The sequence below is a fragment of the Microbacterium enclense genome, from assembly GCF_004022425.1.
Taxonomy (GTDB): Bacteria; Actinomycetota; Actinomycetes; order Actinomycetales; family Microbacteriaceae; genus Microbacterium; species Microbacterium enclense_A.
On sequence record NZ_RBZY01000004.1, the window covers coordinates 1 to 23,322 of the forward strand.

The window sequence follows — 23,322 nt, forward strand, 5'->3', positions numbered from 1 at the left end:
GGGTCCCGGATGCCATGGCATCCGGGACCCCGCGACGGTTCAGGCGATCAGGCCTGGAGCGCGAACTGCAGGTCGAGCTCGATGGTGACGTCCTTGCCGACGAGCACGCCGCCGGTCTCGAGGGCGGCGTTCCAGGTGAGGCCGTACTCTTCTCGGTTGATGACCGTCTTGGCGGTCGCGCCGGCCTTGTAGTTGCCCCACGGATCGGTGCCGAAGCCGCCGAAGTCGATCGCGAAGGTGGCGGGCTTGCTGACGCCGCGGATGGTGAGCTCGCCGTCGACGAGGAAGTCGCCGTTCTCGACACGGGCGCCGGTGGAGCGGAAGTCCATCGTCGGGTAGGTCTCGATGTCGAAGAACTCCGCCGAGCGCAAGTGCTGGTCGCGGCCCTCGTCCTTGGTGTCGACCGAGGTGACGTCGACGGACGCCTCGACGGTGGCCTCGAGCGGGTTCTCGGGGGCGACGAGCGTCGCGCTCTTCATGCCGAAAGTGCCGCGGACCTTCGAGATCATCATGTGGCGCACGGTGAAGGTCACCTCGCTGTGCGAGGGGTCGAGCACCCAGGTGCCCGCCTTGTAGCCGGGGATCTCGAGCGTGGTCGTGTCGGTCATGTCACTCCTTGAGGTCTGGGGAGCCGGTTCGGCGTCCTGCCGATGCCCAACTCTCATTCATCCGAATGTATTCCACGATCACCGAAAAACACGAACCCGAGGGTGCCGCAGCTCCCTCGGGTTCGTGAACGGGCGGTGAAGACGCCGAGTCAGCCGACCTTGAGCAGGTCGATGATGAAGATGAGGGTCTTGCCCCCGAGGAAGTGGCCGCCGGCGGGGCCGTAGGCGAGGTGCGGCGGGATCACGAGTTCGCGGCGTCCGCCGACCTTCATGCCCGGGATGCCGTCCTGCCAGCCCTGGATCAGGCCGCGGAGGGGGAACTGGATGCTCTCGCCGCGCCCCCAGGACGAGTCGAACTCCTCGCCCGACTCGTACTCGACACCGGCGTAGTGCACGGTGACGGTGTCGCCGGGCTTCGCCTCGTCACCATCGCCGACGATGATGTCGCGGATGACGAGGTCGGAGGGGGCGGGACCGGTGGGAGCGTCGAACTCCGGCTTGGTGCGATCAGTCATGAGTCCATCCAAGCACGCGGGACGCCACCGGAAACCCCCTGGACAAAGACTCAGCGCCCGGTGCCGCGGCGATGCCTGCGTGTCTCCCGGGCGCTGAGTTGGCCTACATCGATGGTGCTCCCGGTCCGCGTCGCTGTCAAGACCCCCGGTCAGGGAGCCAGCAGGGCCGCACGCGCCGCCGTCGTCTGCTGCAGCAACGCGCGTTCCTGCGCGGCCGCGGTGGCGTCGCGTCCGGACAGCGCACGCTGTCGCGCGGCGGCGAGCGCCGTGGCATCCCGGATGAACGTCTTCATGACCGCGGAACGATCGCCCGGCAGGGAGCGCGCCCACGCCACCGACGACCGGCGTCCCGCGCCCGTGGCGAGCATGTCGACCTCGGACGCCGTGAACCAGCCCGCCGCGGCGTACTCGCCCAGCCGTGCCCGGGTGAGTCGCGCCTCCTCCCGCCGGAGAGCCAGGATGCCGAGGATGAACAGTACGAACAGGGGCACCTGCAGCGTCGCGTACAGCTCGAAGAAGTTGAAGAAGGTGGCCGAGCCGTTCCACAGCGCGTGGAGCACGATGGCCCCGACGAGCCCGGGGAGCGCGTACCGGAACGCCGCGCCCGTTCGCAGCGAACGCCGGGCGGCGAGACCGAAAGCGAACCCCGTGAGGCTGGTGAACATCACGTGGGCGAAGGGCGAGAGCACGGCACGCAGGAAGAAGACGCCGCTGACCTGGACCGCCCCGCCCTCGATGAAGCTGATCGCGAAGTACTGCACGTTCTCGGTGAACGCGAAGCCCGCGCCGATGAGAGCGCCGTACACGATGCCGTCGACCGGCCCGTCGAACCACCGACGCGCACCGACGTAGAGCAGCAGCAGGCCGATGCCCTTAGCTATCTCCTCGACGATCGGCGCCTGCACGACCGAGCTGAACGCATCACCCGGACCGCCGACGAGGAACGACAGGAGCGCGTCGACACCGAGCGCGATCGCGACGGAGGCGATGGCCCCCCACGCGACGGCGAACACCAGCAGTCGGCGGGGCTCGGGCTCCCAGCGATCGATCAGACGTACCGCGAACCACACGATCACGAACGGCACCGCCGCGAGGATCACCCCGACGATGGATGCCGCAGGCCCGAGGAACCTCAGGAAGTACAGCACGAGGAGCGCGAGGACGGGCACGAGCAGCGCCGCGACGACCCAGAGGAGCGCTCCCCTCCCCCGCGACCGCGCGGGGACGGCGACCGCGGGGGCGGCGGACGGCGGGGCGTCGGAGATGCGCGCGGGCTGGCCCGGCCCGGGCTGCCACAGCGGCGAGGGGTAGGTCATGCGCACAGCCTAGGGGCGCTGCTGCGCACTATCGGGAGGGTTGCCACGCTCCCGGACCGCTCTCCGCCGCGACCGGCCCGGTAGCGTAGAAGCATGCGCTTCGCCCACGTCCGTTCCCCGAAGGCGGCGGATGCCCCTCGCCTCGTCAGCGTCCACGGCGAGGAGTTCGCCTTCGTCGACGAGTTCTTCCCGGACGCGCCGGCGACTCTCGAGCACCTCATCGCGGGAGGCGACGAGCTGCTCGACCGGGTGCGCGAGGCCGCCGGCACCGCCCAGCGGCATCCGCTCGACGGGGTCCGATTCGCATCGGCCGTGCTCGCTCCCCCGACGATCCTCGCCGTCGGCCTCAACTACGCGGCGCACTCCGGCGAGCTGGGTCTGAAGACGGATGCCGGTCCCACGGTGTTCGTGCTGTGGCCGAACTCCCTGACGGCGCACCGCGAGACCACGTCGTGGCCGCGCGCGCTCAGCGAAGCGGTCGACTACGAGGCCGAGCTCGGCGTCATCATCGGCCGCCCCGGGCGTGACATCGCCGAAGCGGACGCGCTGGACCACGTGTGGGGATACACGGTCGTCAACGACATCACCGCACGCAACATCCAGTTCTCGGAAGCGCAGTGGTCGCGCTGCAAGTCCTTCGACGGCTTCACCCCGACGGGGCCCTTCGTCGTGACGGCCGACGAGATCCCCGACCCGCAGGACCTCCACATCTGGACGGTCGTCGACGGCCACACCGTGCAGGATGCCACGACCGGACAGATGGTGCGGTCGGTGGCGACGCTCGTGCACAAACTGTCGGAGTCGGCGACCCTGCTGCCCGGCACCCTGATCTCGACTGGCAGCCCCGGGGGCGCCGGCTACTCGCGCGACCCGCAGATCTTCCTTCGCGACCGCTCGACGGTCACGGTCGGCATCGACGGCATCGGCGAACTGACGACGCACTGCCGCATTCTCGACTGAGCGCCGAGCTCAGTCCTCCACGACGCTGTCTGCGGCGCGGATCACCGGGATCGCCTCGGTGATCGCCTGCAGGCCCGACAGGCGTGCGGGAGAGATCTGCTTCGTGACCTCCTCGCGGGTCATGAGCCCCGCCTCGACCACGAGGTCGGCGACGTTGCGGTGTGTCAGGAGCGCCGTCTTGGCCAGCGCGGCGGCAGCGGCGTAGCCGATGAACGGCGTGAGGGCCGTGACGACGCCGACCGACGAGCCGACCATCGCGCCGAGACGCTCACGGTTGGCCGTGATGCCGTCGACGCAGTTCACGCGCAGCGTCCACATCGCCTGTCGCATCCACGTGATCGATTGGAAGATCGAGTGCGCGATCACGGGCTCGAACGCGTTGAGCTGGAGCTGGCCACCCTCGACGGCCATGGTGACGGTCATGTCGGCCCCGACGACCGAGAACGCGACCTGGTTCACCACCTCGGGGATCACGGGATTCACCTTGCCGGGCATGATGCTCGAGCCCGCCTGGCGGGCCGGCAGGTTGATCTCCCCGAGACCGGCCTGCGGCCCGCTGGAGAGCAGACGCAGATCGTTGCAGATCTTCGACAGCTTGATCGCGTTGCGCTTGAGGGATGCCGAGAACGACATGAACGCGCCGGTGTCGCTCGTCGACTCCACGAGGTCGGTGGCGGTCTCGAGGTCCAGGCCCGTGATCTCCCGCAGGTGGCGCAGCACCGCGGGCCCGTACTCGGGATGTGCGGTGATCCCGGTGCCGATCGCGGTCGCGCCCATGTTGATCTCGAACAGCAGGTATGCGTTCTCCGTGAGGCGGTTGTAGTCCTCGCCGAGAGTCGTGGCGAAGCCGTGGAACTCCTGACCGAGCGTCATTGGCACGGCATCCTGGAGCTGGGTGCGCCCGACCTTCAGCACGTCGTGGAACTCTCGCGACTTGGCGAGGAACGACTGACGGAGCAGGCCCAGTTCCTCCAGAAGGCTGCGCAGCGTCAACGACAGGCCGATCTTGATCGCGGTCGGGTAGACGTCGTTGGTCGACTGGCTGCGGTTGGTGTCGTCGATCGGCGAGAGGAAGGCGTAGTCGCCCTTCTCGCGCCCCGCCATCTCGAGAGCGATGTTGGTGATGACCTCGTTGGCGTTCATGTTGGTCGAGGTGCCCGCGCCGCCCTGGATGACACCGACGACGAACTCGTCGTGGAACTCACCGTCGATCACGCGCTGCGCGGCTCGGTCGATCAGGTCGGCGGTGGCGGGTTCGAGCACCCCGATCTGCCGATTCGCGCGAGCCGAGGCCTGCTTGACCATCGCGAGGGCCACGACGAGATCGGGGTAGACCGAGATCGGTCGCTTCGCGATGGGGAAGTTCTCCAGCGCCCGCGCCGTGTGGATGCCCCAGTAGGCATCGGCGGGGATCTCGAGAGAGCCGAGCGAATCGGTCTCGATACGGGTGCGCGTCATTGCGTCCAAAGCCATGGGGGTGTCCTCGTGGGTCGTCACGGCGGTCAGGGATCCCCCGAGCCTAACGAGCGCGTCCCGGGGCGTCGCTGGACGCGGCGGCCTGTCGTGAGGTCGGCGCGCTCCCGCTCGTATAGCGGGTCAGCGCTTGCGCGAGAACGTCTCCAGACGTTGCTCCGGCGAGAGCTCCGCCATCCGAGCGACCCACGCGGGCGTGAAATGCTCGGCCGGCTCGGCATCCACGATCGGAACGACGGCGTGGGTGATGGTGTCGTCCCAGACGTGGACGAGGTGGAAGGACTGACCGGCATCCATCCCGTTGACTTCGTCCGCGGGGCGCGCCAGGTCCATCGTGTAGCACGACGCCGCCGAGACGCTCACGGGCACCCCCGCGAACGTGCCGGACGTGGAGTAGTGGAGGTGCCCGGCGAGGATCGCGCGCACGTCGGTGCCGGCGATCGCTGCCGCCAGGCCCGGCTGGTCGCGGAGCTCGAGGATGTCGAAGAACGGGATGTGTGTGGGAAGAGGCGGGTGGTGGAGCGCCAGGATGGTGCCGAGCGGGGCCGGCTCGGCGAGCTCGGTTCGCAGCCACTCCAACTGTGCGGTGTCGAGATCGCCGTGGTGCCACCCCGGCACCGTGCTGTCCAGCGCGATGAGGCGGAGACCCGCGAGGTCCCAGACCCCGGTGACGGGTTCTTCGGTCGCCTCCGCATCGAGCAGCCCTGCGCGCAACGCCGGACGCTCGTCGTGGTTGCCCGCGACCCACACCACCGGTGCACCGAGGCGCTCGGCCCACGGTTCCACCGCCTCGCGGAGTGCGCGGTAGGCGTCGGGCTCGCCGAGGTCGGCGAGGTCGCCGGTGAACACCACGGCATCCGGTCGCACCCCCGTCGCCTCGGCGGCGGCGAGTGTGCGGCGAAGGTGCGCGGCCGTGTCGTACCGCCCACCGAGCAGGCGGTCGCCGGCGAGGAGATGCGTGTCACTGAGATGGAGGATCACGCGCCGCGCGGGCGCATGCTGACCGAACTGCACCGATGCCATGCCCCCACCCTAGGAGGCACCGCCGACACCCGGTCGAGTTCGGTGGTGGCGAACACCGCACGGCGCGTCGGCGCCCCGGGCTAGCGTGGACGGGTGACCGACACCGACGCCCGCCCCCTCCCCCCTGTCGCCGCCCGACGCGTGACGACTCGCACCCATCACGGCGACACGTTCGACGACCCGTACGAGTGGCTCCGCGCCAAGGACGACGCCGATGTCGTGGCCCACCTCGAGGCCGAGAACGCCTATACCGACGCGCGGACCGCGCACCTGGCCTCCCTCCGTGACGAGATCTTCGGCGAGATCAAGGGTCGGACGCTCGAGACCGACCTCTCGGTCCCCGTCCGCCGCGGCGACTGGTGGTACTACGGGCGGACCGTGGCCGGGGCCCAGTACGGCATCCAGTGCCGGGCGCCGCTGGCCTCCCCCGACGACTGGACGCCGCCGCGGCTCTCTCCCGACGTCCCGGTCCCGGGTGAGCAGGTGCTGTTCGACGGCAACATCGAGGCCGAGGGCACCGAATTCTTCTCGCTCGGCAGCTTCGAGGTCTCGAACGACGGCACCCGCATGCTCTACGGCATCGACGTCGCGGGCGACGAGCGGTACACCGTGCGCGTGCGCGACCTCGTGACCGGCGAGACGCTCGCCGACGAGATCCCCGGCACCTTCTCGGGCGCGACGTTCTCGCCCGACGGACGCTTCATCGTCTACACCACCGTCGACGACGCGTGGCGCCCCGACACCGTGTGGCTGCACGAGATCGGCACGGGCGTGGATGCCGACGTGCAACTGTTCCACGAACCCGACGAGCGGTACTGGGTCGGCGCCGACTTCACCCGCAGCGACCGGTTCCTCGTCATCGGAGTCGGGTCCTCGATCACGTCGGAGGAGCGCCTCATCGACGCCGACGACCTCCGCGGCGAAGCCCGCGTGGTCTGGCCGCGGCGCGAGGGCGTGGAGTACTCGAGCGAGCACGCCGTCGTCGACGGCCAGGACGTGCTGTACATCCTGCACAACGACGGCGCGCTCGACTTCGAGCTCGTCCGGGTACCGGCATCCGATCCGCAGGGCGCCCGCGAGACCGTGATCCCCCACCGTCCGGGCGAACGCCTCCTCGGCGTCGACACGTTCCGCGACTGGGGCGTCGTCGCGTACCGCCGCGACGGTCTCGCACGCCTGGGCCTGCTGTCGTACGCCGAGGCGGCGGTGAGCGAGATCGCGTTCGACGAGCCGCTCTACAGCGTCGGTACCGGCGGCAACCCCGAGTGGGCGCCGCCCGTGCTGCGCGTGGGCTACGGCTCGTTCGTCACGCCGGGCACCGTCTACGACTACGTCATCGAGACCGGTGAGCTGCTGCTCCGCAAGCGGCAGCCGGTGCTCGGCGGCTTCGATCCCGCCGACTACGGTCAGGCGCGCGCGTGGGCCACGGCCGAAGACGGCACCCGAGTGCCGGTGTCGCTGGTGTGGAAGCGCTCGTTCGGTGAGCCCGGCGCTTCGCCGCGTCCGGTGCACCTGTACGGCTACGGCTCGTACGAGCACTCGATCGAGCCCGGGTTCTCGATTCCGCGGCTGTCCCTGCTCGACCGCGGAGTGATCTTCGCCGTGGCCCACGTGCGGGGCGGCGGCGAGATGGGCCGCCAGTGGTACGAGGACGGCAAGCTGCAGTCCAAGCGCAACACGTTCAGCGACTTCGTCGCGGTGGCGCGGCACCTCGTGGCATCCGGATACACCTCCCCCGATCGTCTCGTCGCCGAGGGCGGCAGCGCGGGCGGTCTGCTGATGGGCGCGGTCACGAACCTCGCCCCCGAGCTGTTCGCCGGCATCCTCGCCGACGTCCCGTTCGTGGACGCCCTGACCACGATCCTCGACCCCTCGCTGCCGCTCACCGTCATCGAGTGGGACGAGTGGGGCGACCCGCTGCACGACGCCGACGTCTACGCCTACATGAAGTCGTACACGCCGTACGAGAACGTTCGCGAGGGCGTGACGTACCCGCGCATCCTCGCCGTCACCTCGCTCAACGACACGCGCGTGCTGTACGTCGAGCCGGCCAAGTGGGTGCAGCGCCTGCGCGAGGTGGGTGCCGACGCGCTGCTGAAGTGCGAGATGGTGGCCGGCCACGGCGGCGTCAGCGGCCGTTACAACGCGTGGCGGGAACGGGCGTTCGAGCTGGCGTGGCTGTTGGACGTGCTGGGGCTGGCGAAGTAGGCGCGGGCGCCCGGGGCGCGCGTCCCAGTTCCTGCAGAAGCAGGCCGCCCCAGTCGCGCAAAGCGGGACATGCCGTGCGGAGCCGCCGCACCGCGACAGGGACCCGATGCCCCATGTCCCACTTCGTGCAAGAAGAGGTCGTCTCCGTCGCACAATGTGGGACACGGCATCGCTGCGTGGGCTCATCGGTCGCGGCCCCGCATCCATGTCCCACTTCGTGCAGAAGCAGGCCGTCCGCGTCGCACGAAGTGGGACGCGGCCCCGCAAGCGACTACTCCTCCCCCGCGCCGCGATCGGCTACATCATCCACGAATGGCGTCCCCGTCACTCCGGTGACCCGTGGCGCGCCGCCATGCTCGGGTGATGGTCGACGAACTTCGAATCTTCTCCGTTCGAGATGCCATTGCCGCCGGTCGCTCCCGATTCGCCTTGCGCCGCGTCGGTGTCAGAACGCCCTATCGCGGCATCCGCTCCTCCGCCGGGACACCCGCGTCGGACGACCTCCAGGCGCGCGCGGCGGAGTACGTTCCTCGCCTCCGGATCGGACAGTTCTTCAGCCACGAGACGGCGCTGGCATTGCTCGGCGCCCCTCTTCCTCCGTACCCCTATGTTCCTGGCATCCATGTGTCCGCCCATCGTCCGGCCCGCGAGCCCCGGGTGCCCGGCATCCACGGTCACCGCCTCCAGACGCGCAGTCCTGCCGTGCTCTCCACCTCCCAGGGCTGGCCCGTCGAGCATCCGGTGAGAGCGTGGCGGCAATGCGGGACGCTGTGGAGGCTCGACGACCTCGTCGCCGCCGCGGACTTCCTGCTCACCGACGCGAGGCCGAGGATCGAGGCGGACGAACTCGCCACCGAAATCGCCCGCATGGGCGACACGCGCGGGGGCGTACTCACGCGGGCTCTGGGTCTCAGCCGCTACGGACCGCGTTCGCCTTCCGAAACGCGGCTACGGCTGCTGCTGATACGCCACGGGCTCCCCGAACCCGAGATCTCCTGGGTGCTGCGAGACGCGAACGGCGTATTCGTCGCCGAGCTCGATCTCGCGTATCCGTCCTGGAAGGTCGCCGCGGAGTACGACGGGCGCGTCCATGCCGAGGATATGCGCCAGTTCGCTCGCGACGCCGACCGCTGGGATGCCATTCGGGAGTGCGGCTGGCAGCATGTGCGCATCCTCTTCCACCACATGCGCGGCGACGGAGCGGTTGCGGTCGGGAAAGTGCGGGAGGCGCTTCGGTGTGCCGGGTGGCGCCGGTGACGCCCGTCGTGTCCCACTTCGTGCAGGAATCTGAGACCAGATCCGCACGAAGTGGGACATGCCGTCGGACGTCGGCTCCCCGCGACAGCCAGACAACCGCCCATGTCCCACTTCGTGCAGAACAGAGCGAGAAAACGTGCACAAAGTGGGACATGCCGCAACGACCGCGGACCACGAACGACAACGCCCCGCCCCACCGAGGCGGGGCGAGGCGTCGGAAGCGCACCTCAGCCGAAGAGCGCGGCGGCCTCTTCGTAGCGGTACAGCGGAACGGTGTTGAGCTCGCCCAGCGCGTCGGCGAACGGAACGCGGATGATGTCGGTGCCGCGCATTGCGACCATCTGACCCCAGGCCTCGTCGGCGAGCGCGTCAGCGGCGTGCAACCCCAGGCGCGTGGCGAGCACACGGTCGAAGGCGGACGGCGATCCGCCGCGCTGGATGTGCCCGAGCACCGTGGCGCGGGTCTCGATGCCGGTGCGGCGCTCGATCTCGGGGGCCAGCAGCTCGCCGATGCCGCCGAGGCGGGGGCGGTTGAAGGCATCCAGGCCCTTGTCACTGAATGCCTCTTCCATGCCCGTGAGCTTGAAGCCCTCGGACACGACGACGAGCGGTGCGCGTCCACGATCGTGCGCGCGCGTGACCTGCTCGACGATCTCGTCGATGGACATCGGCACCTCGGGGATGCAGATGACGTGGGCGCCGGCGGCGATGCCGGCGTGAAGGGCGATCCAACCGACGTGGCGGCCCATGACCTCGGCGACCATGCAGCGCTGGTGCGAGTCGCCGGTGGTGCGCAGGCGGTCCATGGCATCCGTCGCGATGTTCACCGCGGTGTCGAAACCGAACGAGTAGTCGGTGGCTCGCAGGTCGTTGTCGATCGTCTTCGGCACGCCGAGGACGTTGATGCCGTCCTTCGACAGCCGGTCGGCCGCGGCGAGCGTGCCCTCGCCACCGATGGCCAGGATGCCGTCGATGCGATGCCCGTACAGCGTCTTGGAGATGTTGTCTGCTCCGCCGCGGACCCCCTCGTAGGGGTTGGTCCGGCTCGTGCCGAGGATCGTGCCACCGACCTTCGACAGGCCCTTCACCTCGTGGCGGGTGAGCGGGAAGAAGTCGCCGTCGACGACGCCGCGCCAGCCGTCGCGGATGCCGACGAACTCGATGTCGTGGTTCGTGGTGCCCTTGAGCACGACGCCACGGATGACGGCGTTCAGCCCGGGGCAGTCTCCGCCGCTGGTCAGGATGCCGATCTTCATGCTGTGAACCTCGCTAGTCGGGTGATCGAGTCGGCGACGCTGCCGCGTTCGACATTACTGCCCCACCCGCCGTGCTCGCCAAACGGGGTACGCGCCACAACGCCCGAACGCCCCGGCAGGACCGGGGCGTTCGGGAGAGGGGTCAGGCCCCGAGCGCCTGCCGCAGCAGGTGCATGAGCGCGGAGAGCTGCACCGAGTCGCTGGACCCCGGCTCGATGGCGAGGCCGTCCAGCGCGCGCTGCGCCAGGCCCTCCTTCGAGTCGATGAGTTCGGCGATCTTCGTGTCGATCGTGTGCGCGGCGATGATGCGCCACGCGGTGACCGGCTCTTCCTGACCGATGCGGTGCACGCGGTCGATGGCCTGCGTCTGCTCCGCGGCCGTCCACGAGAGCTCGGCGAGCACGACGTTGGACGCAGCCTGCATGTTCAGCCCGACGCCCGCGGCGGTGAGCGAACACACCGCGATCCCGACGGAGGGGTCGGTGTTGAACGCGTCGATCGCGGCCTGGCGGGCCGTGGAGGTCTGGTCACCGCGGACCGAGACGGAGCGAAGACCGGATGCCTTGAAGTGGGCCTCCGCGGCATCCATGACGTCGATGTGCTTGGCGAAGAAGACGACCTTGCCGACCGAGCGCTGCAGCTGCACGGCGTAGTCGGCGGCGAGGTGCGCCTTGGCTTGACCGATCCGCCGGACCATCGTGAACACGTTCTCGGAGCCGGTGCCAGCGGCCTTGCTCTCTTCGAGCTCGCCGTGGGCGACGAGCCGCACGATGTCCTCGTCGATCTCGCCGGGCGCGAGTCCGCGGTCGCCGCGGGCCTCGATGATGCGGCGGTACTTCGCCGCGAGGCGGGCGCCGAGTTCGCGCTCGGCCTGTCGGATCGACCGGCCGTACTCGTCGTCCAGCTCGACCGGGAGGTCGGCGACGAGCTTGTCGGGCAGATCGGCGGCGACGTCCTTCTTCTTGCGCCGGACGATGCCCATCGAGATGACGGCCTCGCGCGCCTCGGGGTAGAACGCCTTGTCCGCGGGCGTGAGGCCCGTGGCATCCAGCTTCTCCATGAGCTCGGGCCCCGGCTTCTCGCCGTTCGTCCAGCCGAGGAAACGCCAGATGGCGTCGAAGTCCTCGACGTCGTTGATCAGCGGGGTTCCGGTGAGCGCGAGCAGCAGCGGATCGCGCGTCTGCTGACGGACACGGGATGCCAGCGCGAGAACGTTCTGCGACCGCTGCGACGACAGGTTCTTGATGAAGTGCGCTTCATCGACCGCGATGCCCTTGAGGCCGATGGACGACAGCCACGACAGGTGGCGGTCGAGGATCTCGTAGTTGACGATGAAGACGTCGGCGAAGGCGTCGATGTCGGCGCCGCTGCCGGAGATCACCGTGGCACGGCGGTGCGGCGTCCAGCGGTGGACCTCGCGGGCCCAGTTCATCTTCACCACGTTGGGCACGACGACCAGGAGCGGGTACGCGTCCGCGACCGACGCGGCGAGCACCGACTCCGCGGTCTTGCCGAGACCGGGCTCGTCGGCGAGCAGGAACGAGCGGTGTCCTTGCCGGACGGCCTCGAGGAAGCGGGACTGATGCGGCATGACCTCGAGCCCGCGCGGCGAGAGCCGATCGAACTCGGGCACCGGCGGGAGCTCCATGCTGGCGGCCGAGCCGCCCGCGCCGGTCTCGAACGCCTTGTACAGCGGACCCATGAGCTCCCAACCGTCGAGCCGACGGCGGGGCGCGTCGCCGGTCGGGCGCGGGGTGAGATCGGGGGCGAGGAACGGGTTCGCCATCTGGCGGGCCTCGATGGATGCCGGAACGACCTGCTTCTCGGCGAGCGCCGCGGGCACGACGGGGGCTGCGGCGGGCGCGTTGTCGGTGATGATGAGCTCGTCCGGCGGCAGCTCCGCTCCGGACTCCAGCAGCCAGTCGCGACGCATGCGCCGGGCGACCGGCGACGTGGCCTGGTCGACTTCGAGCAGCTGGATCAGCGACGTATCGCGCGCGGCGGTCTTCGCCAGGATCGTGGCCACGCCGTCGAGTCGCTTGAGCAGCTCGGCGCGCGCGGCGTCGGTGATCTCGGGGTCGGCCTTCACGCGGGCGCGTTCCTCGCGGACGAGGAAGGCGATCACCTGGAACTTCACACGATTGGTCGGGCCGAGTTTGCCGCGCTGGGCCTTGGCCTCGACCTCGCGCACCTTGCGGGCGAGGATGGGGATGACGGGGGCCTCGTCGTCGCGACGGGATGACGAGGTCTTGCGGCGCCGTTGGCTCGAGCCTCGGGCGGCGGTTGCCGTGGTCGGCATGCTCCTCCTGAGCGTGTCGTCCGGATCTGTCCGGGACGTCCCGGCCGGTGGCCGGTGGATCAGTGACCCCGGAGAATGCCGCGAGACTCACCGCCGGAGCGGCAGCGTCTGCGACCCGCAACGCGTCTTCACCGGAACGGCTCGCGAGGGGGCGGGTGACGAGGTCGATACCATTCTAGCGCGTCGGCGAGCGGTGATGCCGTCGCCGCCCCCGCGCGCCGTGGCCGGACCTACGCTGAACTCATGACCGAACGGATGTCACGCGACCAGCGCGTCGTGCTGACCGTGGCGGTGCTGGCATCCTTCGTGTCCTTCCTCGACGGCACGGTGGTGAACGTCGCGCTCCCCGCGATCTCGCAGGAGCTCGGCGGCGGACTGTCGACGCAGCAGTGGGTGGTGGACGCGTACCTCGTGACCCTGGGCGCGTTCATCCTGGTCGCCGGTTCCATGAGCGATGTCCTGGGCCGCACTCTTGTGCTGCGCATCGGCCTGATCGGCTTCGGCATCACCTCCGTCGCGATCGCCGCCGCGCCGACGGCGGAGTTCCTGATCGTCGCGCGTGCCCTGCAGGGGGTCGCCGGGGCGCTTCTCGTCCCGAGCTCGCTCGCCCTCATCACCTCCACCTTCCGCGGCGCCGACCAGGCGCGGGCGATCGGCATCTGGACCGGAGCCACCACCGTGGCCATGATCGCGGGCCCCCTCATCGGCGGCATCTTCGTGGACGCGTTGTCGTGGCGCCTGGTGTTCCTGGTCAACGTGCTGCCGATCGGGGTGACGCTGTGGCTGCTCGCCCGGCGGGCGCACACCGAGGCTCGTCGACCGGGCGCCCACGTGGACGTCCTCGGTGCGGTGCTGTGCGCCGTGGGTCTCGGAGGGATCGTGTTCGCCCTCATCGAGCAGCCGAACCTCGGCTGGGGCTCGCCGGTGATCTGGATGCCGGCGGCGCTCGGGGTCGCGTCGTTCGCGGGGTTCCTCGTGCGCCAGCGTGTCGTACGCGAACCTCTGATGCCGCTCGACCTCTTCCGCTCCCGCAACTTCTGGGCGGGCAACCTCACCACGATGTTCGTCTACGCCGCGCTCTCGCTGAACGGCTTCGTGCTCAGCGTCTACCTGCAGCAGGGGGCGGGCCTGTCGGCGACCCTCGCCGGTCTCGCATCGCTGCCGAGCACGCTGCTGATGATCGCGTTGAGCTCGCGCATGGGGGCCCTGTCGGGTCGGATCGGCCCGCGGGTGTTCATGACGCTGGGCCCCGCGGTCATGGCCGTCGGTGCGCTGCTCCTGCTGACGGTGCGGCCGGAGTTCGACTACTGGACGCAGGTGCTCCCGGGGGTGATCGTGTTCGGTCTCGGTCTCACCGCGACCGTGTCGCCACTGACCGCGGCGGTGCTCGGCGCGATCGAGACGGAACGATCGGGCATCGCCTCGGCGGTGAACAACGCCGTGTCCCGCGTCGCCGGACTCCTCGCGATCGCCGCGGTCTCGGCCGTCGCCGGCGGTGCGCTGGACCTCGACGGTTTCTACCGCGCCGCGATCTTCACGGCCGTGCTGATGGCTCTCGGCGCAGCGACGTCGTTCCTCGGCATCCGGAACCATCTGTCGCGGCGCGACTGAGACGGGCGCATCAGCGCCGAACGCGGCGCCCCGGATCAGTGCAGGATGCGGCGCACGCGCTCGACGTCGTCCGCCATCTGGACGAGCAGCGCGTCGACGCCGTCGAATGCCGTCATGCCGCGGACGCGCTCGACGAAGCGCACCTCGACGTCGTGGCCGTAGAGGTCGAGATCCGTCTCGTCCAGGACATAGACCTCGACCTGGCGCGCGTGGACGTCGTCGAACGTCGGGTTCGTCCCGATGCTGATGGCCGCCGGGTAGCTGATGCGCCGGGTGCCCTCGACGTCGATGAGCCAGCCGGCGTAGACGCCGTCGGCGGGGACGAAGCCCTCGAGGTCGGGTGACAGGTTCGCCGTCGGGTACCCGAGCTCCCGCCCGCGCTTGAGCCCGTGCACGACCTCTCCCCACACCGAGGGCGCGCGCCCGAGCAGGCGCGCGGCGGTAGCGATGTCGCCGGCGGCGAGGGCCTCGCGGATCCAGGTCGACGACACCCTCCGGTCCGCGTGCACGGCACGGACGTCGTCGACCACGTCGACGCGGAAGCCGTGCTCCTGCCCCATCCGCACGAGCAGGTCGGGGTCGCCGGCCCCGCCCGCGCCGAAGCGGAAGTCGCGCCCGACGAGTACGGTGCGGGCGGCGAGTGCCTCTACCAGCACGCGACGCACGAAGGCGTCGGCCGGGACGGCGGCGAGCGTCTCGTCGAAGGTCAGCAACAGGGTGGCATCCACCCCGGCCCGCTCGAGGAGCTCGAGCTTCTGGTGCGGTCCGATGACATCGGGCGGGCACTTCTCGGGCCGCAGGACGCTGAGCGGGTTGCGGTCGAAGGTCACGGCGACGACCTGTGCGCCGTCCGCCGCCTCGACGCGAGCGCGGTCGATCACGGCGCGGTGGCCGGTGTGCACCCCGTCGAACTTGCCGATCGCGACGACCGAGGGACCGAACCCGGCGGGCACCTCCGCGGGGTCGCGGAAGACGATCACGACGTCGCCCGGCGGTTCCGGATCAGCCACCACAGGCCGAGGAAGGGCAGCACGAGCGGGATGAACAGGTACCCGATCCCGTAGACCGACCACACGGTCGGGTGCTGGAACAGCGCGGGCAGCGCCAGGCTGAGCGTGCCGACGACGAGCACCCCGACCAGCTCGAACACGATCGCGACCCACGCCACGCGATACCAGGCCGGACGCCCGGAGAAGATCAGGGCGAGCGTGGCCAGGATGTAGACCACGGCGGCGAGTGCGGAGAGGGTGTACGCCACGGGCGCGTCGTCGAACTCGCGAACGATCTGGACGAACGACCGCCCGGTGGCGGCGAGCGCCATGATGCCGTAGACGATCACGAGGACGCGGCCGATGCCGGTCATTCCGCGGGTGCGGGCGGGAGTGGTGGATGCCATGACCTTCCCATCCTAGGCGGCCGGGCCCGTGGCATCCCGGCGCGGTCAGGCCACCTGGACCGTCCAGATCACGTGCATGCGCCACACCATCACGGCGACCGCGAGCGCGGCCACGCCCATGATGACGGTGCTCCATCGGCTGCGTTCGATGAGCGCCCACGCGGCACCCGCGGGGGGCAGGAGAGCGGCCGAGACGAGGTAGGTCCAGAACTCCAGCAGGCTGCCCGTGGGCGGGTTCCCCGCGAACGGTGCGATGAGCGCGATCACGATCTGGACGATCAGGAGCACCTCGATCAGCGCGAGCGCACCGACCGTGAGGTCGGAGGGTCGGCGACCGATGAGGCCCGCGACGACGGCGATGAGGCCCGCCAGCACGGCGACCCCCACCTGGGTGAGTGTGTACCACAGGATCATCCCGCGACCTCCTCGGGCATGTTCATGACGCTCTTGAGCTGGGCCCCCCGACGCTCGACGATCCCCACGAGGCGTCCGTCGGGATCGATTGCCGCGGCGCGCTCTCCCGTCAGCCGACCACCGCCGTCGATCCGCTTGCCGTGGCGCAGGTCGCGGGCCTCGTCCGCCCCGACCGCGATCGCTCCGACGACCACCGCGGCGGCGGTCGCCGGGGTCACCAGCGCGTCCTCCGCGATGTCGTCGACCGATGCCGCGGCGGCGACGTCGAATGACCCGATGCGCGTGCGACGAAGAGCGATGAGGTGCCCGCCGACGCGGAGGGCTCGGCCGAGGTCACGGGCGAGCGCGCGGATGTACGTGCCGCTGGAGCAGTCCACGACTACGTCGAGCGCAATGGTCGCGCCCTCGCGCCGCGTCTCGCGCACGTCGAAACGCGACACCGTCACGCGGCGGGCCTTCAGCTCGACCGTCTCTCCGGCCCGGGCGAGGTCGTAGGCGCGGCGCCCCTGCACTTTGATGGCCGATACGCTGCTCGGCACCTGGTCGATCTCGCCGGTGAGCGCGGCGATGCCCTCTGTGATCGCGTCATCCGTCACGGCGGCGACCGCCGCGGCACCCGCTCGGAAGGTCTCGACCCCGTCGGCGTCGTCGCTGTCGGTCGCGGCCCCGAGCAGGATCGTGGCCTCATAGGTCTTGTCGGCCCCCACGATGTAGGTGAGCAGGCGCGTCGCTCCCTCGACGCCGAGCACGAGGAGACCGGTCGCCATCGGGTCGAGCGTGCCGGCGTGACCGATCTTGCGGGTGCCCAGCGCACGACGTGCGCGCGCGACGACGTCGTGGCTGGTGATGCCTCCGGGCTTGTCGACCAGGAGGATGCCGGCGCGGGCCATCAGCAGAAGTCGCCGAACACCTGCACGGGGTGCGCGGGGTCGGAGTTCTCGACGATGACGGACGCCGCAGCCTTCGGGCGGGCCGTCCGCAGGTAGGTCTTCTCGGCATCCGGAAGCTCCGGGCGCGGAGCGCCGATCGGCGGATGCGACTCGAGCCAGACGGAGAAGTTCCAGAGGCCCCGGAGCCCCGCCGCGTGCAGGAAGCGCCCGTCGAGGACGAGGACCGCCCCCGCGGGCGCGACATCACCCTCACCGAACGGCTCACCGGCGCGGAACGGCGCGACCAGGTCGTCCCGGACGTCGCCGCCCGCATCGTCGGCGAGCGTGACGCGGAAGACGGCCGTGCCATCCTCGCCCACCGCCGCGGCGAACGCATCGGCGAAGGCCGTCGCGGATTCGGCGTCCAGAGCGTCGATCCCCACCACGACACGACCGGAACCGGCGTTCTGACGCATCAGGTCGCGCAGGCTCCGCTGCAGGGTCTCGACGGGGTTCTCGCTCGACATGCCTCCAGCCTAGGCTCGGCCGCCGCGCCCGCGCGGGATCTTAGAGTGGAGGGATGCCAGGAATCGCCGCGCCGCTCATCGCGTGGTACGGACGGAACGCGAGAGACCTCCCCTGGCGGCGTCCCGGGTTCGGCGCGTGGGGCACCCTCGTCAGCGAGTTCATGCTGCAGCAGACGCCGGTGGCCCGGGTGATCCCGCACCTCGAGGCGTGGCTCACCCGCTGGCCGACGCCGGCCGACCTCGCCGCCGCCGCGCCCGCCGCCGCCGTGACGCAGTGGGCGAACCTCGGCTATCCGCGGCGCGCGCTGTGGCTGCACCGGGCGGCCGTCGAGATCCGCGACCGCCATGACGGCCTCGTTCCGCGCGACGTCGATGCGCTCCTCGCCCTCACCGGGATCGGCGACTACACCGCCCGTGCCGTCGCGGTGTTCGCATACGGGGACAGGCATCCGGTCGTGGACACGAACACGCGCCGCGTCCTCGCCCGCGCGGTGGCCGGCCTCGCGCAGCCCGGGCCGCCGGGGAAGGGCGATCTCGCGCGGATGTCGGCGGAGCTGCCTTCCGACGTCGATGAGGCGGCGGTCGTCAACGCCGCGGCCATGGAGCTCGGGGCGCTCGTGTGCACCGCCCGCGCCCCGAAGTGCGACGCCTGCCCACTGGCGGCGCAGTGCGCGTGGCGCGCGGCCGGGTATCCGGCATCCGAGGATCGCCGCCGGCGTCAGGCGACGTACGAGGGCAGCGACCGTCAGGCGCGCGGAGCCGTGCTGAAGGTGCTGCGCGACGCCGACCCCGCTGCCGTCCGTCTCGACGACGTCGTCCCGAAGTGGCCCGACGCGGCGCAACGCGACCGCGCCATCGATTCCCTCATCGCCGACGGCCTGGCCGAGGCCGCGGACGGCGCGCTCTTCCTCCCCCGCTGATCGGTCCGGCTCAGATTGGCGGAGCGCTCGGGACCGCGTCGGTTCGGGCCGGGTCGGGACCGAGCCGCGCGTTCGATCGATCGGACCGGAATTGCCCCGTGACCGCCAGGATGCCGATGACCGCGGCGAACACGCCCCACATGACGACACCGAGCGGACCGGCGATGACGGGTGACGGCGTCGCGGAGTCCGCGGCGATGAAGAGCGCGCCGAGCCCCGCGGAGGCGTTGAAGGCTCCGTGCGCGAACACGGCCGGCCACACCGACGCCGTGCGCAGCCGGGTCCAGCCCAGCAGGATCCCGAAGAACACGCAGGCCACGATCATCATGAGCACGCCGAACGGGTTGGGTTCGAGGAAGTTGTAGCCGAGCAGGATCAGCGGCGCGTGCCAGAACCCCCACAACGCCCCCGAGACGACCAGGGCCGGCCACACGCCGAGCGGCCTCAGCGCGGGGAGCAGGAATCCGCGCCAGCCCAGTTCCTCGCCGAACGCGAACGGGGCGTTGATGACGGCACCGATCGGGATGGCCGCCAACTGAATCGCCGCCAGGAGAGCGATGGGCGGGAGCGGCGTCCCCGCGGGCACGGCCGCCTCGATGGTTCGAGCGAACCCCGAGAACCCGATCGGGTCGAAGGTTGCGAGGCCGAGGGCTCCGACGATGACGAGGCCGAGGGCGATCAGCAGCGGAGCGGCGACGATGACGGCCACACTCGTCCAGATCGTGCGCGCAGCGGGACGCAGCGGCCACATCCCGAGGTCGCGCAGCACGACGCGCGCTCCCCGGCGCCCGCGGGTGCGGCCCTGCACGAGGAGCGCGGCGACGACACCGAGCGAGGGCGTGAACATCATCGCGGCCGCGAACACCCCGAGGAACGGGTCGGCGAGACCCAGCCCTCGCAGCCACAGCGGCAGCGCGACGAGCCAGGACAGGGCGACGGACGTGACGGCGAAGACACCGATGGAGAGCCAGTCCGGGCGAGACGAAGCGGTCATGCCCCGAGCCTAGGAAGGGCGGGATGCCACCACCTCCCCCGCGCGAGGGAGCCCGCCGGTCCGCCCCTCGGCGGATCCTGATCGCACGAAGAAACGGCCGGATGCCGCCCGAGGGCATGGCATCCGGCCGTCGACGACGGCGACGTCAGTCGCGCTCGTCGTCCTCGTCGTCGTCCAGCTCGCGCGGCTTGACGTAGGGGTCGGCTTCGCCGGCGTAGGAAGCGCTCGCGGCCAGGCCCGCCACCGACTGGTCGCGCTCGCGCGCCTCGCGCAGCAGCGCCGAGATGTGGTCGGCGTTCTCGGGGATTGCGTCGAGGATGAACTCCAGCGTCGGCGTGAGCCGTGTGTTGAGGTTCTTGCCGACCTCGCTCCGCAGCATCCCGGTCGCCGACTTCAAAGCCGCCGCCGTGTCGGCACGGTGCGCCTCGTCGCCCATGACGGTGTAGAACACCGAGGCGTGCTGCAGGTCGCCCGTCACGCGGACATCGGTGATGGTGACGAATCCGAGTCGCGGGTCGCGCAGACCCTTCTCGAGGCGCTCCGCGAGGACCACGCGGATGCGGTCGGCCACACGGGCCTGTCGTTCCCCTGCCACTTCCTTCTCCTTCTTCTTTACCGCCGTGGATGACGCAGCGGGTGCGCGTCCCGTCGAGGATGCCGCCCAGCGTAGGCCGGAGGGGTGTGCACCTCCGAGAGCATCGGGGTAGGGGCCCTGCTCTGCTCTCGGAGGTGCACACCCCGCAGGCCGAAGCGGGAGCCGCGTCCGAAGACGCGACCCCCGCCCGATGTGATCAGCCTCGCGGCTTCTCGACCATTTCGGTCGTCTCGATCTCGTCGCCGATCTGGATGTCGTTGAACTTGCCGAGTCCGATACCGGCCTCGAAGTCCGTGCGGACCTCGGTGACATCGTCCTTGAACCGGCGCAGCGACTCGATCGCCAGACCATCGGCCAGCACCACGCCGTCGCGGATGACGCGCGCCTTGGCGTTTCGCGTGATCGTTCCCGACCGCACGATGACACCGGCGATGTTGCCGAACTTCGAGGAGCGGAACACCTCGCGGATCTCGGCGACACCCGACTGGACCTCTTCGAACTCCGGCTTGAGCAGGCCCTTGAGCGACTGCTCGACGTCGTCGATCGCGTTGTAGATGACCGAGTAGAACCGGACGTCCACGCCCTCACGGGCGGCACGCTCGCGGGCCTTGGTGTCGGGGCGGACGTTGAAGCCGATCACGATCGCGTTGTCGATCGTGGCCAGGTTGATGTCCGACTCCGTGATGGCACCCACACCGCGGTGGATGATGCGCAGCTGGACGCTGTCGTCGACCTCGATCTTGAGCAGCGACTCCTCGAGCGCCTCGACGGCACCCGACACGTCACCCTTGATGATGAGGTTGAGCGACTCGACCTTGCCCTCTTCGAGAGCGCGGGTGAAGTCCTCGAGCGAGATGCGCTTGCGAGCCTTGGCCAGCTGGGCGTTGCGCTCGGCGGCCTCACGCTTCTCGGCGATCTGACGCGCGGTGCGGTCTTCCTCGGTGACGATGAAGACGTCGCCGGCGCGCGGGACCGAGTTGAGGCCCTGCACCTGGACGGGGCGCGAGGGGTAGGCCTCGTCGACCGCGTCGCCGTTCTCGTCCATCATCGCGCGGACGCGGCCGTAGGCCGTGCCGGCGACGATCGCGTCGCCGACGCGCAGCGTGCCCGACTGGATGAGGACGGTGGCGACCGAACCGCGACCCTTGTCGAGCTTCGCCTCGATCGCGACACCGCGGGCAGCCTTGTTCGGGTTGGCCGTCAGGTCGAGACCGGCATCGGCCGTCAGCAGCACGGCGTCCAGGAGGGCCTGGATGTTCGTGCCCTGGCGGGCCGAGACGTCGACGAACATGACGTCGCCGCCGTACTCCTCGGCGACCAGACCGTACTCGGTGAGCTGCTGGCGCACCTTGGCAGGGTTGGCATCCGGCTTGTCGACCTTGTTGACCGCCACCACAATCGGCACGTTCGCCGCCTGAGCGTGGTTCAGCGCCTCGACCGTCTGGGGCATGATGCCGTCGTCGGCCGCGACCACGAGGATCGCGATGTCGGTCACCTGCGCACCGCGGGCACGCATGGCGGTGAACGCCTCGTGACCCGGGGTGTCGATGAAGGTGATCGCGCGCTCGATGCCGTCGTGCTCGGTCCAGATCTGGTACGCACCGATGTGCTGGGTGATGCCACCGGCCTCGCCCGCCACGACGTTCGTCTGGCGGATGGCGTCGAGCAGTCGCGTCTTACCGTGGTCGACGTGACCCATGACGGTGACCACGGGAGGACGGATCTCGAGGTCGTCCTCGCTCTCGGCCTCCAGCTCGGCGTCGAGGTCGAGGCCGAAGCCCTCGAGGAGCTCTTTGTCCTCGTCCTCGGGCGAGACCATCTGGATCTTGTAGCCGAGCTCCTCGCCGAGCACCTCGAAGGTGGCCTCGTCGAGCGACTCGGTGGCTGTGGCCATCTCACCCAGGTTGAACAGGATGGTCACGAGCGTGCCGGGCTGCACGGTGTAGCCGCGCAGAGCCTCGAGTTTGTCCGCGAAGTCGGCGATCGAGGCGCCGCGACGCAGGCGGATGATCTCGCCGTTGCCCTTCGAGACGTTGACGCCGCCGACGACCGGCGCCGACCGCATCTCGAATTCCTGCCGCTTCGCCCGACGCGACTTGCGCTGCTTGGACTTGCCGCCGCCCTTACCGAACGCGCCTGCGGTACCGCCACCGGGGCCACGGCCACGACCGCCACCACCGCCGGGTCGACCGGCGAAACCGCCGCCGCCCGCACCGGGCGCGCCACCGGGACGCTGGAAGCCGCCACCGGCACCGCCGGGACGACCGGGGCCGCCGGGACGCTGCTGGAACGGAGCGCCGGGACGACCGCCGCCACCGGGACGACCGGCACCGCCGGGACGCGGAGCGCCGGGGCGCGGGGCGCCAGGGCGCGGAGCCTGAGGACGCGGGATGTTGCCGGGCGTCGGGCGCTGGCCCATGCCCTGCGCCGACGCGAAGGGGTTGTTGCCGGGACGCGGACCCGCGGGACGCTGCCCCATGCCCTGCGCCGAGGCGAAGGGGTTGTTACCGGGGCGTGCGCCGCCCGGACGCGGGGGCGCGCTGGGGCCGGGCTTCGGGCCGCCGGGCTTGGGTGCCTGCGACGCGGGGGTCTGCGCCGCGGGTGCCGACGGAGCCGGAGCCGACGAGGCGGGCTTGGCCGGAGCCGCGGGGGCGGACGCAGCCGGAGCAGGCGCCGCCGGAGCGGATGCCGCAGGCGCAGCCGGAGCGCTCTCGGCAGCCGCCGGGCGAGCCGGGCCGGGCGTGGGGCCGGACGGACGAGCACCGGGCGTCGCCGCGGGGCGAGCCGGGCCGGGACGGGCGCCCGGGCGCGCCGCAGCGGCGGCGGGCTTGGCATCCGAGGATCCCGAAGCGCCCTCGGCCGCGAAGGCGGCGCGGAGCTTACGGGCCACCGGGGGTTCGATGGTCGACGAGGGGCTCTTGACGAACTCGCCGAGCTCCTTCAGCTTCGCAAGCGCGACCTTGCTGTCGACGCCGAGCTCGGAGGCGATCTCGTGCACGCGTGGTTTTGCCACAATTCTCCTGTCTGAGGGGTCTACCCCGGACAGGGCAGACCGTTAGTTGCGGACGGGTCTCATTTCGA

The 23,322-nt window shown here is 70.5% G+C and carries 21 protein-coding genes; 6 read left to right on the top strand and 15 right to left on the bottom strand.

The features are described from left to right. Window positions 1-47 precede the first annotated feature (47 nt). From D8Y23_RS01545 to D8Y23_RS01555, 3 genes are all read right to left on the bottom strand, one after another. Complete coding sequence (locus tag D8Y23_RS01545; RefSeq protein ID WP_128216417.1) at window positions 48-608, bottom strand: YceI family protein; 561 nt, start codon at window positions 606-608, stop codon at window positions 48-50. 149 nt (window positions 609-757) lie between these two features. Then, window positions 758-1,123, bottom strand: coding sequence for an FKBP-type peptidyl-prolyl cis-trans isomerase (locus D8Y23_RS01550; protein ID WP_077050208.1), 366 nt, complete (start codon window positions 1,121-1,123; stop codon window positions 758-760). A 149-nt stretch (window positions 1,124-1,272) separates the two neighbouring features. Then, the gene (locus D8Y23_RS01555) at window positions 1,273-2,439 is read right to left on the bottom strand and encodes a PrsW family intramembrane metalloprotease (protein ID WP_128216418.1); all 1,167 of its coding nucleotides are present in this window, start codon (window positions 2,437-2,439) and stop codon (window positions 1,273-1,275) included. 93 nt (window positions 2,440-2,532) lie between these two features. Here D8Y23_RS01555 and D8Y23_RS01560 point away from each other — a divergent pair, with 93 nt between their 5' ends. Further along, window positions 2,533-3,399: a fumarylacetoacetate hydrolase family protein gene (locus D8Y23_RS01560; protein ID WP_128216419.1), complete on the top strand. Its 867-nt coding sequence runs from the start codon at window positions 2,533-2,535 to the stop codon at window positions 3,397-3,399. A gap of 9 nt (window positions 3,400-3,408) precedes the next feature. On the opposite strand, the gene D8Y23_RS01565 is transcribed toward D8Y23_RS01560, so the two are convergent. Together D8Y23_RS01565 and D8Y23_RS01570 are read right to left on the bottom strand one after the other, a co-directional pair. Continuing rightward, window positions 3,409-4,872, bottom strand: coding sequence for an aspartate ammonia-lyase (locus tag D8Y23_RS01565; RefSeq protein WP_128216420.1), 1,464 nt, complete (start codon window positions 4,870-4,872; stop codon window positions 3,409-3,411). A gap of 123 nt (window positions 4,873-4,995) precedes the next feature. Then, window positions 4,996-5,895: a phosphodiesterase gene (locus tag D8Y23_RS01570; protein ID WP_128216421.1), complete on the bottom strand. Its 900-nt coding sequence runs from the start codon at window positions 5,893-5,895 to the stop codon at window positions 4,996-4,998. 93 nt (window positions 5,896-5,988) lie between these two features. Between D8Y23_RS01570 and D8Y23_RS01575 the strand changes: the two genes are divergently transcribed. The 3 genes from D8Y23_RS01575 to D8Y23_RS01580 all read left to right on the top strand — a co-directional run bounded on the left by D8Y23_RS01575 (window position 5,989) and on the right by D8Y23_RS01580 (window position 9,360). Further along, window positions 5,989-8,103 (top strand): S9 family peptidase, encoded by a 2,115-nt coding sequence (locus D8Y23_RS01575; protein WP_128216422.1) that lies wholly within the window; start codon window positions 5,989-5,991, stop codon window positions 8,101-8,103. A 154-nt stretch (window positions 8,104-8,257) separates the two neighbouring features. Next, window positions 8,258-8,467: a hypothetical protein gene (locus D8Y23_RS16665; RefSeq protein ID WP_164878099.1), complete on the top strand. Its 210-nt coding sequence runs from the start codon at window positions 8,258-8,260 to the stop codon at window positions 8,465-8,467. Beyond that, window positions 8,467-9,360 (top strand): hypothetical protein, encoded by an 894-nt coding sequence (locus D8Y23_RS01580; RefSeq protein ID WP_128216423.1) that lies wholly within the window; start codon window positions 8,467-8,469, stop codon window positions 9,358-9,360. Before D8Y23_RS16665 ends, D8Y23_RS01580 begins: the two co-directional genes overlap by 1 nt. A gap of 227 nt (window positions 9,361-9,587) precedes the next feature. On the opposite strand, the gene D8Y23_RS01585 is transcribed toward D8Y23_RS01580, so the two are convergent. After that, window positions 9,588-10,616 carry a 6-phosphofructokinase gene (locus tag D8Y23_RS01585; protein WP_128216424.1) on the bottom strand — a complete coding sequence of 343 codons (1,029 nt, stop codon included), beginning with the start codon at window positions 10,614-10,616 and terminating at the stop codon, window positions 9,588-9,590. Window positions 10,617-10,758: 142 nt separating this feature from the next. Further along, window positions 10,759-12,915: a DEAD/DEAH box helicase gene (locus D8Y23_RS01590; protein ID WP_128216425.1), complete on the bottom strand. Its 2,157-nt coding sequence runs from the start codon at window positions 12,913-12,915 to the stop codon at window positions 10,759-10,761. Window positions 12,916-13,158: 243 nt separating this feature from the next. On the opposite strand from D8Y23_RS01590, the gene D8Y23_RS01595 reads away from it, so the two are divergent. Continuing rightward, window positions 13,159-14,526 carry an MFS transporter gene (locus D8Y23_RS01595; protein WP_128216426.1) on the top strand — a complete coding sequence of 456 codons (1,368 nt, stop codon included), beginning with the start codon at window positions 13,159-13,161 and terminating at the stop codon, window positions 14,524-14,526. Window positions 14,527-14,561: 35 nt separating this feature from the next. Here the strand turns inward: D8Y23_RS01595 and D8Y23_RS01600 are convergent, their stop codons facing one another. Genes D8Y23_RS01600 through D8Y23_RS01620 form a run of 5 tightly spaced genes read right to left on the bottom strand, consistent with a single transcriptional unit; the run spans window position 14,562 to window position 17,732 of the window. After that, complete coding sequence (locus D8Y23_RS01600) at window positions 14,562-15,506, bottom strand: bifunctional riboflavin kinase/FAD synthetase (RefSeq protein ID WP_128216500.1); 945 nt, start codon at window positions 15,504-15,506, stop codon at window positions 14,562-14,564. Continuing rightward, window positions 15,503-15,922, bottom strand: coding sequence for a hypothetical protein (locus tag D8Y23_RS01605; protein ID WP_128216427.1), 420 nt, complete (start codon window positions 15,920-15,922; stop codon window positions 15,503-15,505). Before D8Y23_RS01605 ends, D8Y23_RS01600 begins: the two co-directional genes overlap by 4 nt. A gap of 45 nt (window positions 15,923-15,967) precedes the next feature. Then, on the bottom strand, window positions 15,968-16,336 hold the full coding sequence (locus D8Y23_RS01610) for a hypothetical protein (protein WP_128216428.1): 369 nt from the start codon (window positions 16,334-16,336) through the stop codon (window positions 15,968-15,970). Then, entirely contained in the window at window positions 16,333-17,226 is an 894-nt protein-coding gene (gene truB / locus D8Y23_RS01615) for a tRNA pseudouridine(55) synthase TruB (RefSeq protein ID WP_128216429.1), read from the bottom strand. Before truB ends, D8Y23_RS01610 begins: the two co-directional genes overlap by 4 nt. After that, window positions 17,226-17,732 carry a hypothetical protein gene (locus D8Y23_RS01620; RefSeq protein WP_128216430.1) on the bottom strand — a complete coding sequence of 169 codons (507 nt, stop codon included), beginning with the start codon at window positions 17,730-17,732 and terminating at the stop codon, window positions 17,226-17,228. Before D8Y23_RS01620 ends, truB begins: the two co-directional genes overlap by 1 nt. 53 nt (window positions 17,733-17,785) lie before the next feature. Between D8Y23_RS01620 and D8Y23_RS01625 the strand changes: the two genes are divergently transcribed. Beyond that, window positions 17,786-18,652: an A/G-specific adenine glycosylase gene (locus D8Y23_RS01625; protein ID WP_128216431.1), complete on the top strand. Its 867-nt coding sequence runs from the start codon at window positions 17,786-17,788 to the stop codon at window positions 18,650-18,652. A gap of 10 nt (window positions 18,653-18,662) precedes the next feature. On the opposite strand, the gene D8Y23_RS01630 is transcribed toward D8Y23_RS01625, so the two are convergent. From D8Y23_RS01630 to infB, 3 genes are all read right to left on the bottom strand, one after another. Then, entirely contained in the window at window positions 18,663-19,646 is a 984-nt protein-coding gene (locus D8Y23_RS01630; protein WP_128216432.1) for a CPBP family intramembrane glutamic endopeptidase, read from the bottom strand. Window positions 19,647-19,791: 145 nt separating this feature from the next. Beyond that, entirely contained in the window at window positions 19,792-20,241 is a 450-nt protein-coding gene (gene rbfA / locus D8Y23_RS01635; RefSeq protein WP_128216433.1) for a 30S ribosome-binding factor RbfA, read from the bottom strand. Window positions 20,242-20,437: 196 nt separating this feature from the next. Continuing rightward, window positions 20,438-23,254: a translation initiation factor IF-2 gene (infB, locus tag D8Y23_RS01640; protein ID WP_205796721.1), complete on the bottom strand. Its 2,817-nt coding sequence runs from the start codon at window positions 23,252-23,254 to the stop codon at window positions 20,438-20,440. Window positions 23,255-23,322: the final 68 nt, after the last annotated feature.

Coding starts and splice junctions, on each gene's coding strand:
- D8Y23_RS01595 (WP_128216426.1), top strand. CDS start 13,159: ATGACCGAACGGATGTCACGCGACCAGCGCGTCGTGCTGACCGTGGCG.
- D8Y23_RS01590 (WP_128216425.1), bottom strand. CDS start 12,915: ATGCCGACCACGGCAACCGCCGCCCGAGGCTCGAGCCAACGGCGCCGC.
- D8Y23_RS01550 (WP_077050208.1), bottom strand. CDS start 1,123: ATGACTGATCGCACCAAGCCGGAGTTCGACGCTCCCACCGGTCCCGCC.
- D8Y23_RS01610 (WP_128216428.1), bottom strand. CDS start 16,336: ATGATCCTGTGGTACACACTCACCCAGGTGGGGGTCGCCGTGCTGGCG.
- D8Y23_RS16665 (WP_164878099.1), top strand. CDS start 8,258: ATGTGGGACACGGCATCGCTGCGTGGGCTCATCGGTCGCGGCCCCGCA.
- D8Y23_RS01585 (WP_128216424.1), bottom strand. CDS start 10,616: ATGAAGATCGGCATCCTGACCAGCGGCGGAGACTGCCCCGGGCTGAAC.
- D8Y23_RS01580 (WP_128216423.1), top strand. CDS start 8,467: ATGGTCGACGAACTTCGAATCTTCTCCGTTCGAGATGCCATTGCCGCC.
- D8Y23_RS01555 (WP_128216418.1), bottom strand. CDS start 2,439: ATGACCTACCCCTCGCCGCTGTGGCAGCCCGGGCCGGGCCAGCCCGCG.
- D8Y23_RS01625 (WP_128216431.1), top strand. CDS start 17,786: ATGCCAGGAATCGCCGCGCCGCTCATCGCGTGGTACGGACGGAACGCG.
- D8Y23_RS01630 (WP_128216432.1), bottom strand. CDS start 19,646: ATGACCGCTTCGTCTCGCCCGGACTGGCTCTCCATCGGTGTCTTCGCC.
- D8Y23_RS01565 (WP_128216420.1), bottom strand. CDS start 4,872: ATGGCTTTGGACGCAATGACGCGCACCCGTATCGAGACCGATTCGCTC.
- truB (WP_128216429.1), bottom strand. CDS start 17,226: ATGGCCCGCGCCGGCATCCTCCTGGTCGACAAGCCCGGAGGCATCACC.
- D8Y23_RS01605 (WP_128216427.1), bottom strand. CDS start 15,922: ATGGCATCCACCACTCCCGCCCGCACCCGCGGAATGACCGGCATCGGC.
- D8Y23_RS01560 (WP_128216419.1), top strand. CDS start 2,533: ATGCGCTTCGCCCACGTCCGTTCCCCGAAGGCGGCGGATGCCCCTCGC.
- D8Y23_RS01620 (WP_128216430.1), bottom strand. CDS start 17,732: ATGTCGAGCGAGAACCCCGTCGAGACCCTGCAGCGGAGCCTGCGCGAC.
- D8Y23_RS01545 (WP_128216417.1), bottom strand. CDS start 608: ATGACCGACACGACCACGCTCGAGATCCCCGGCTACAAGGCGGGCACC.
- D8Y23_RS01570 (WP_128216421.1), bottom strand. CDS start 5,895: ATGGCATCGGTGCAGTTCGGTCAGCATGCGCCCGCGCGGCGCGTGATC.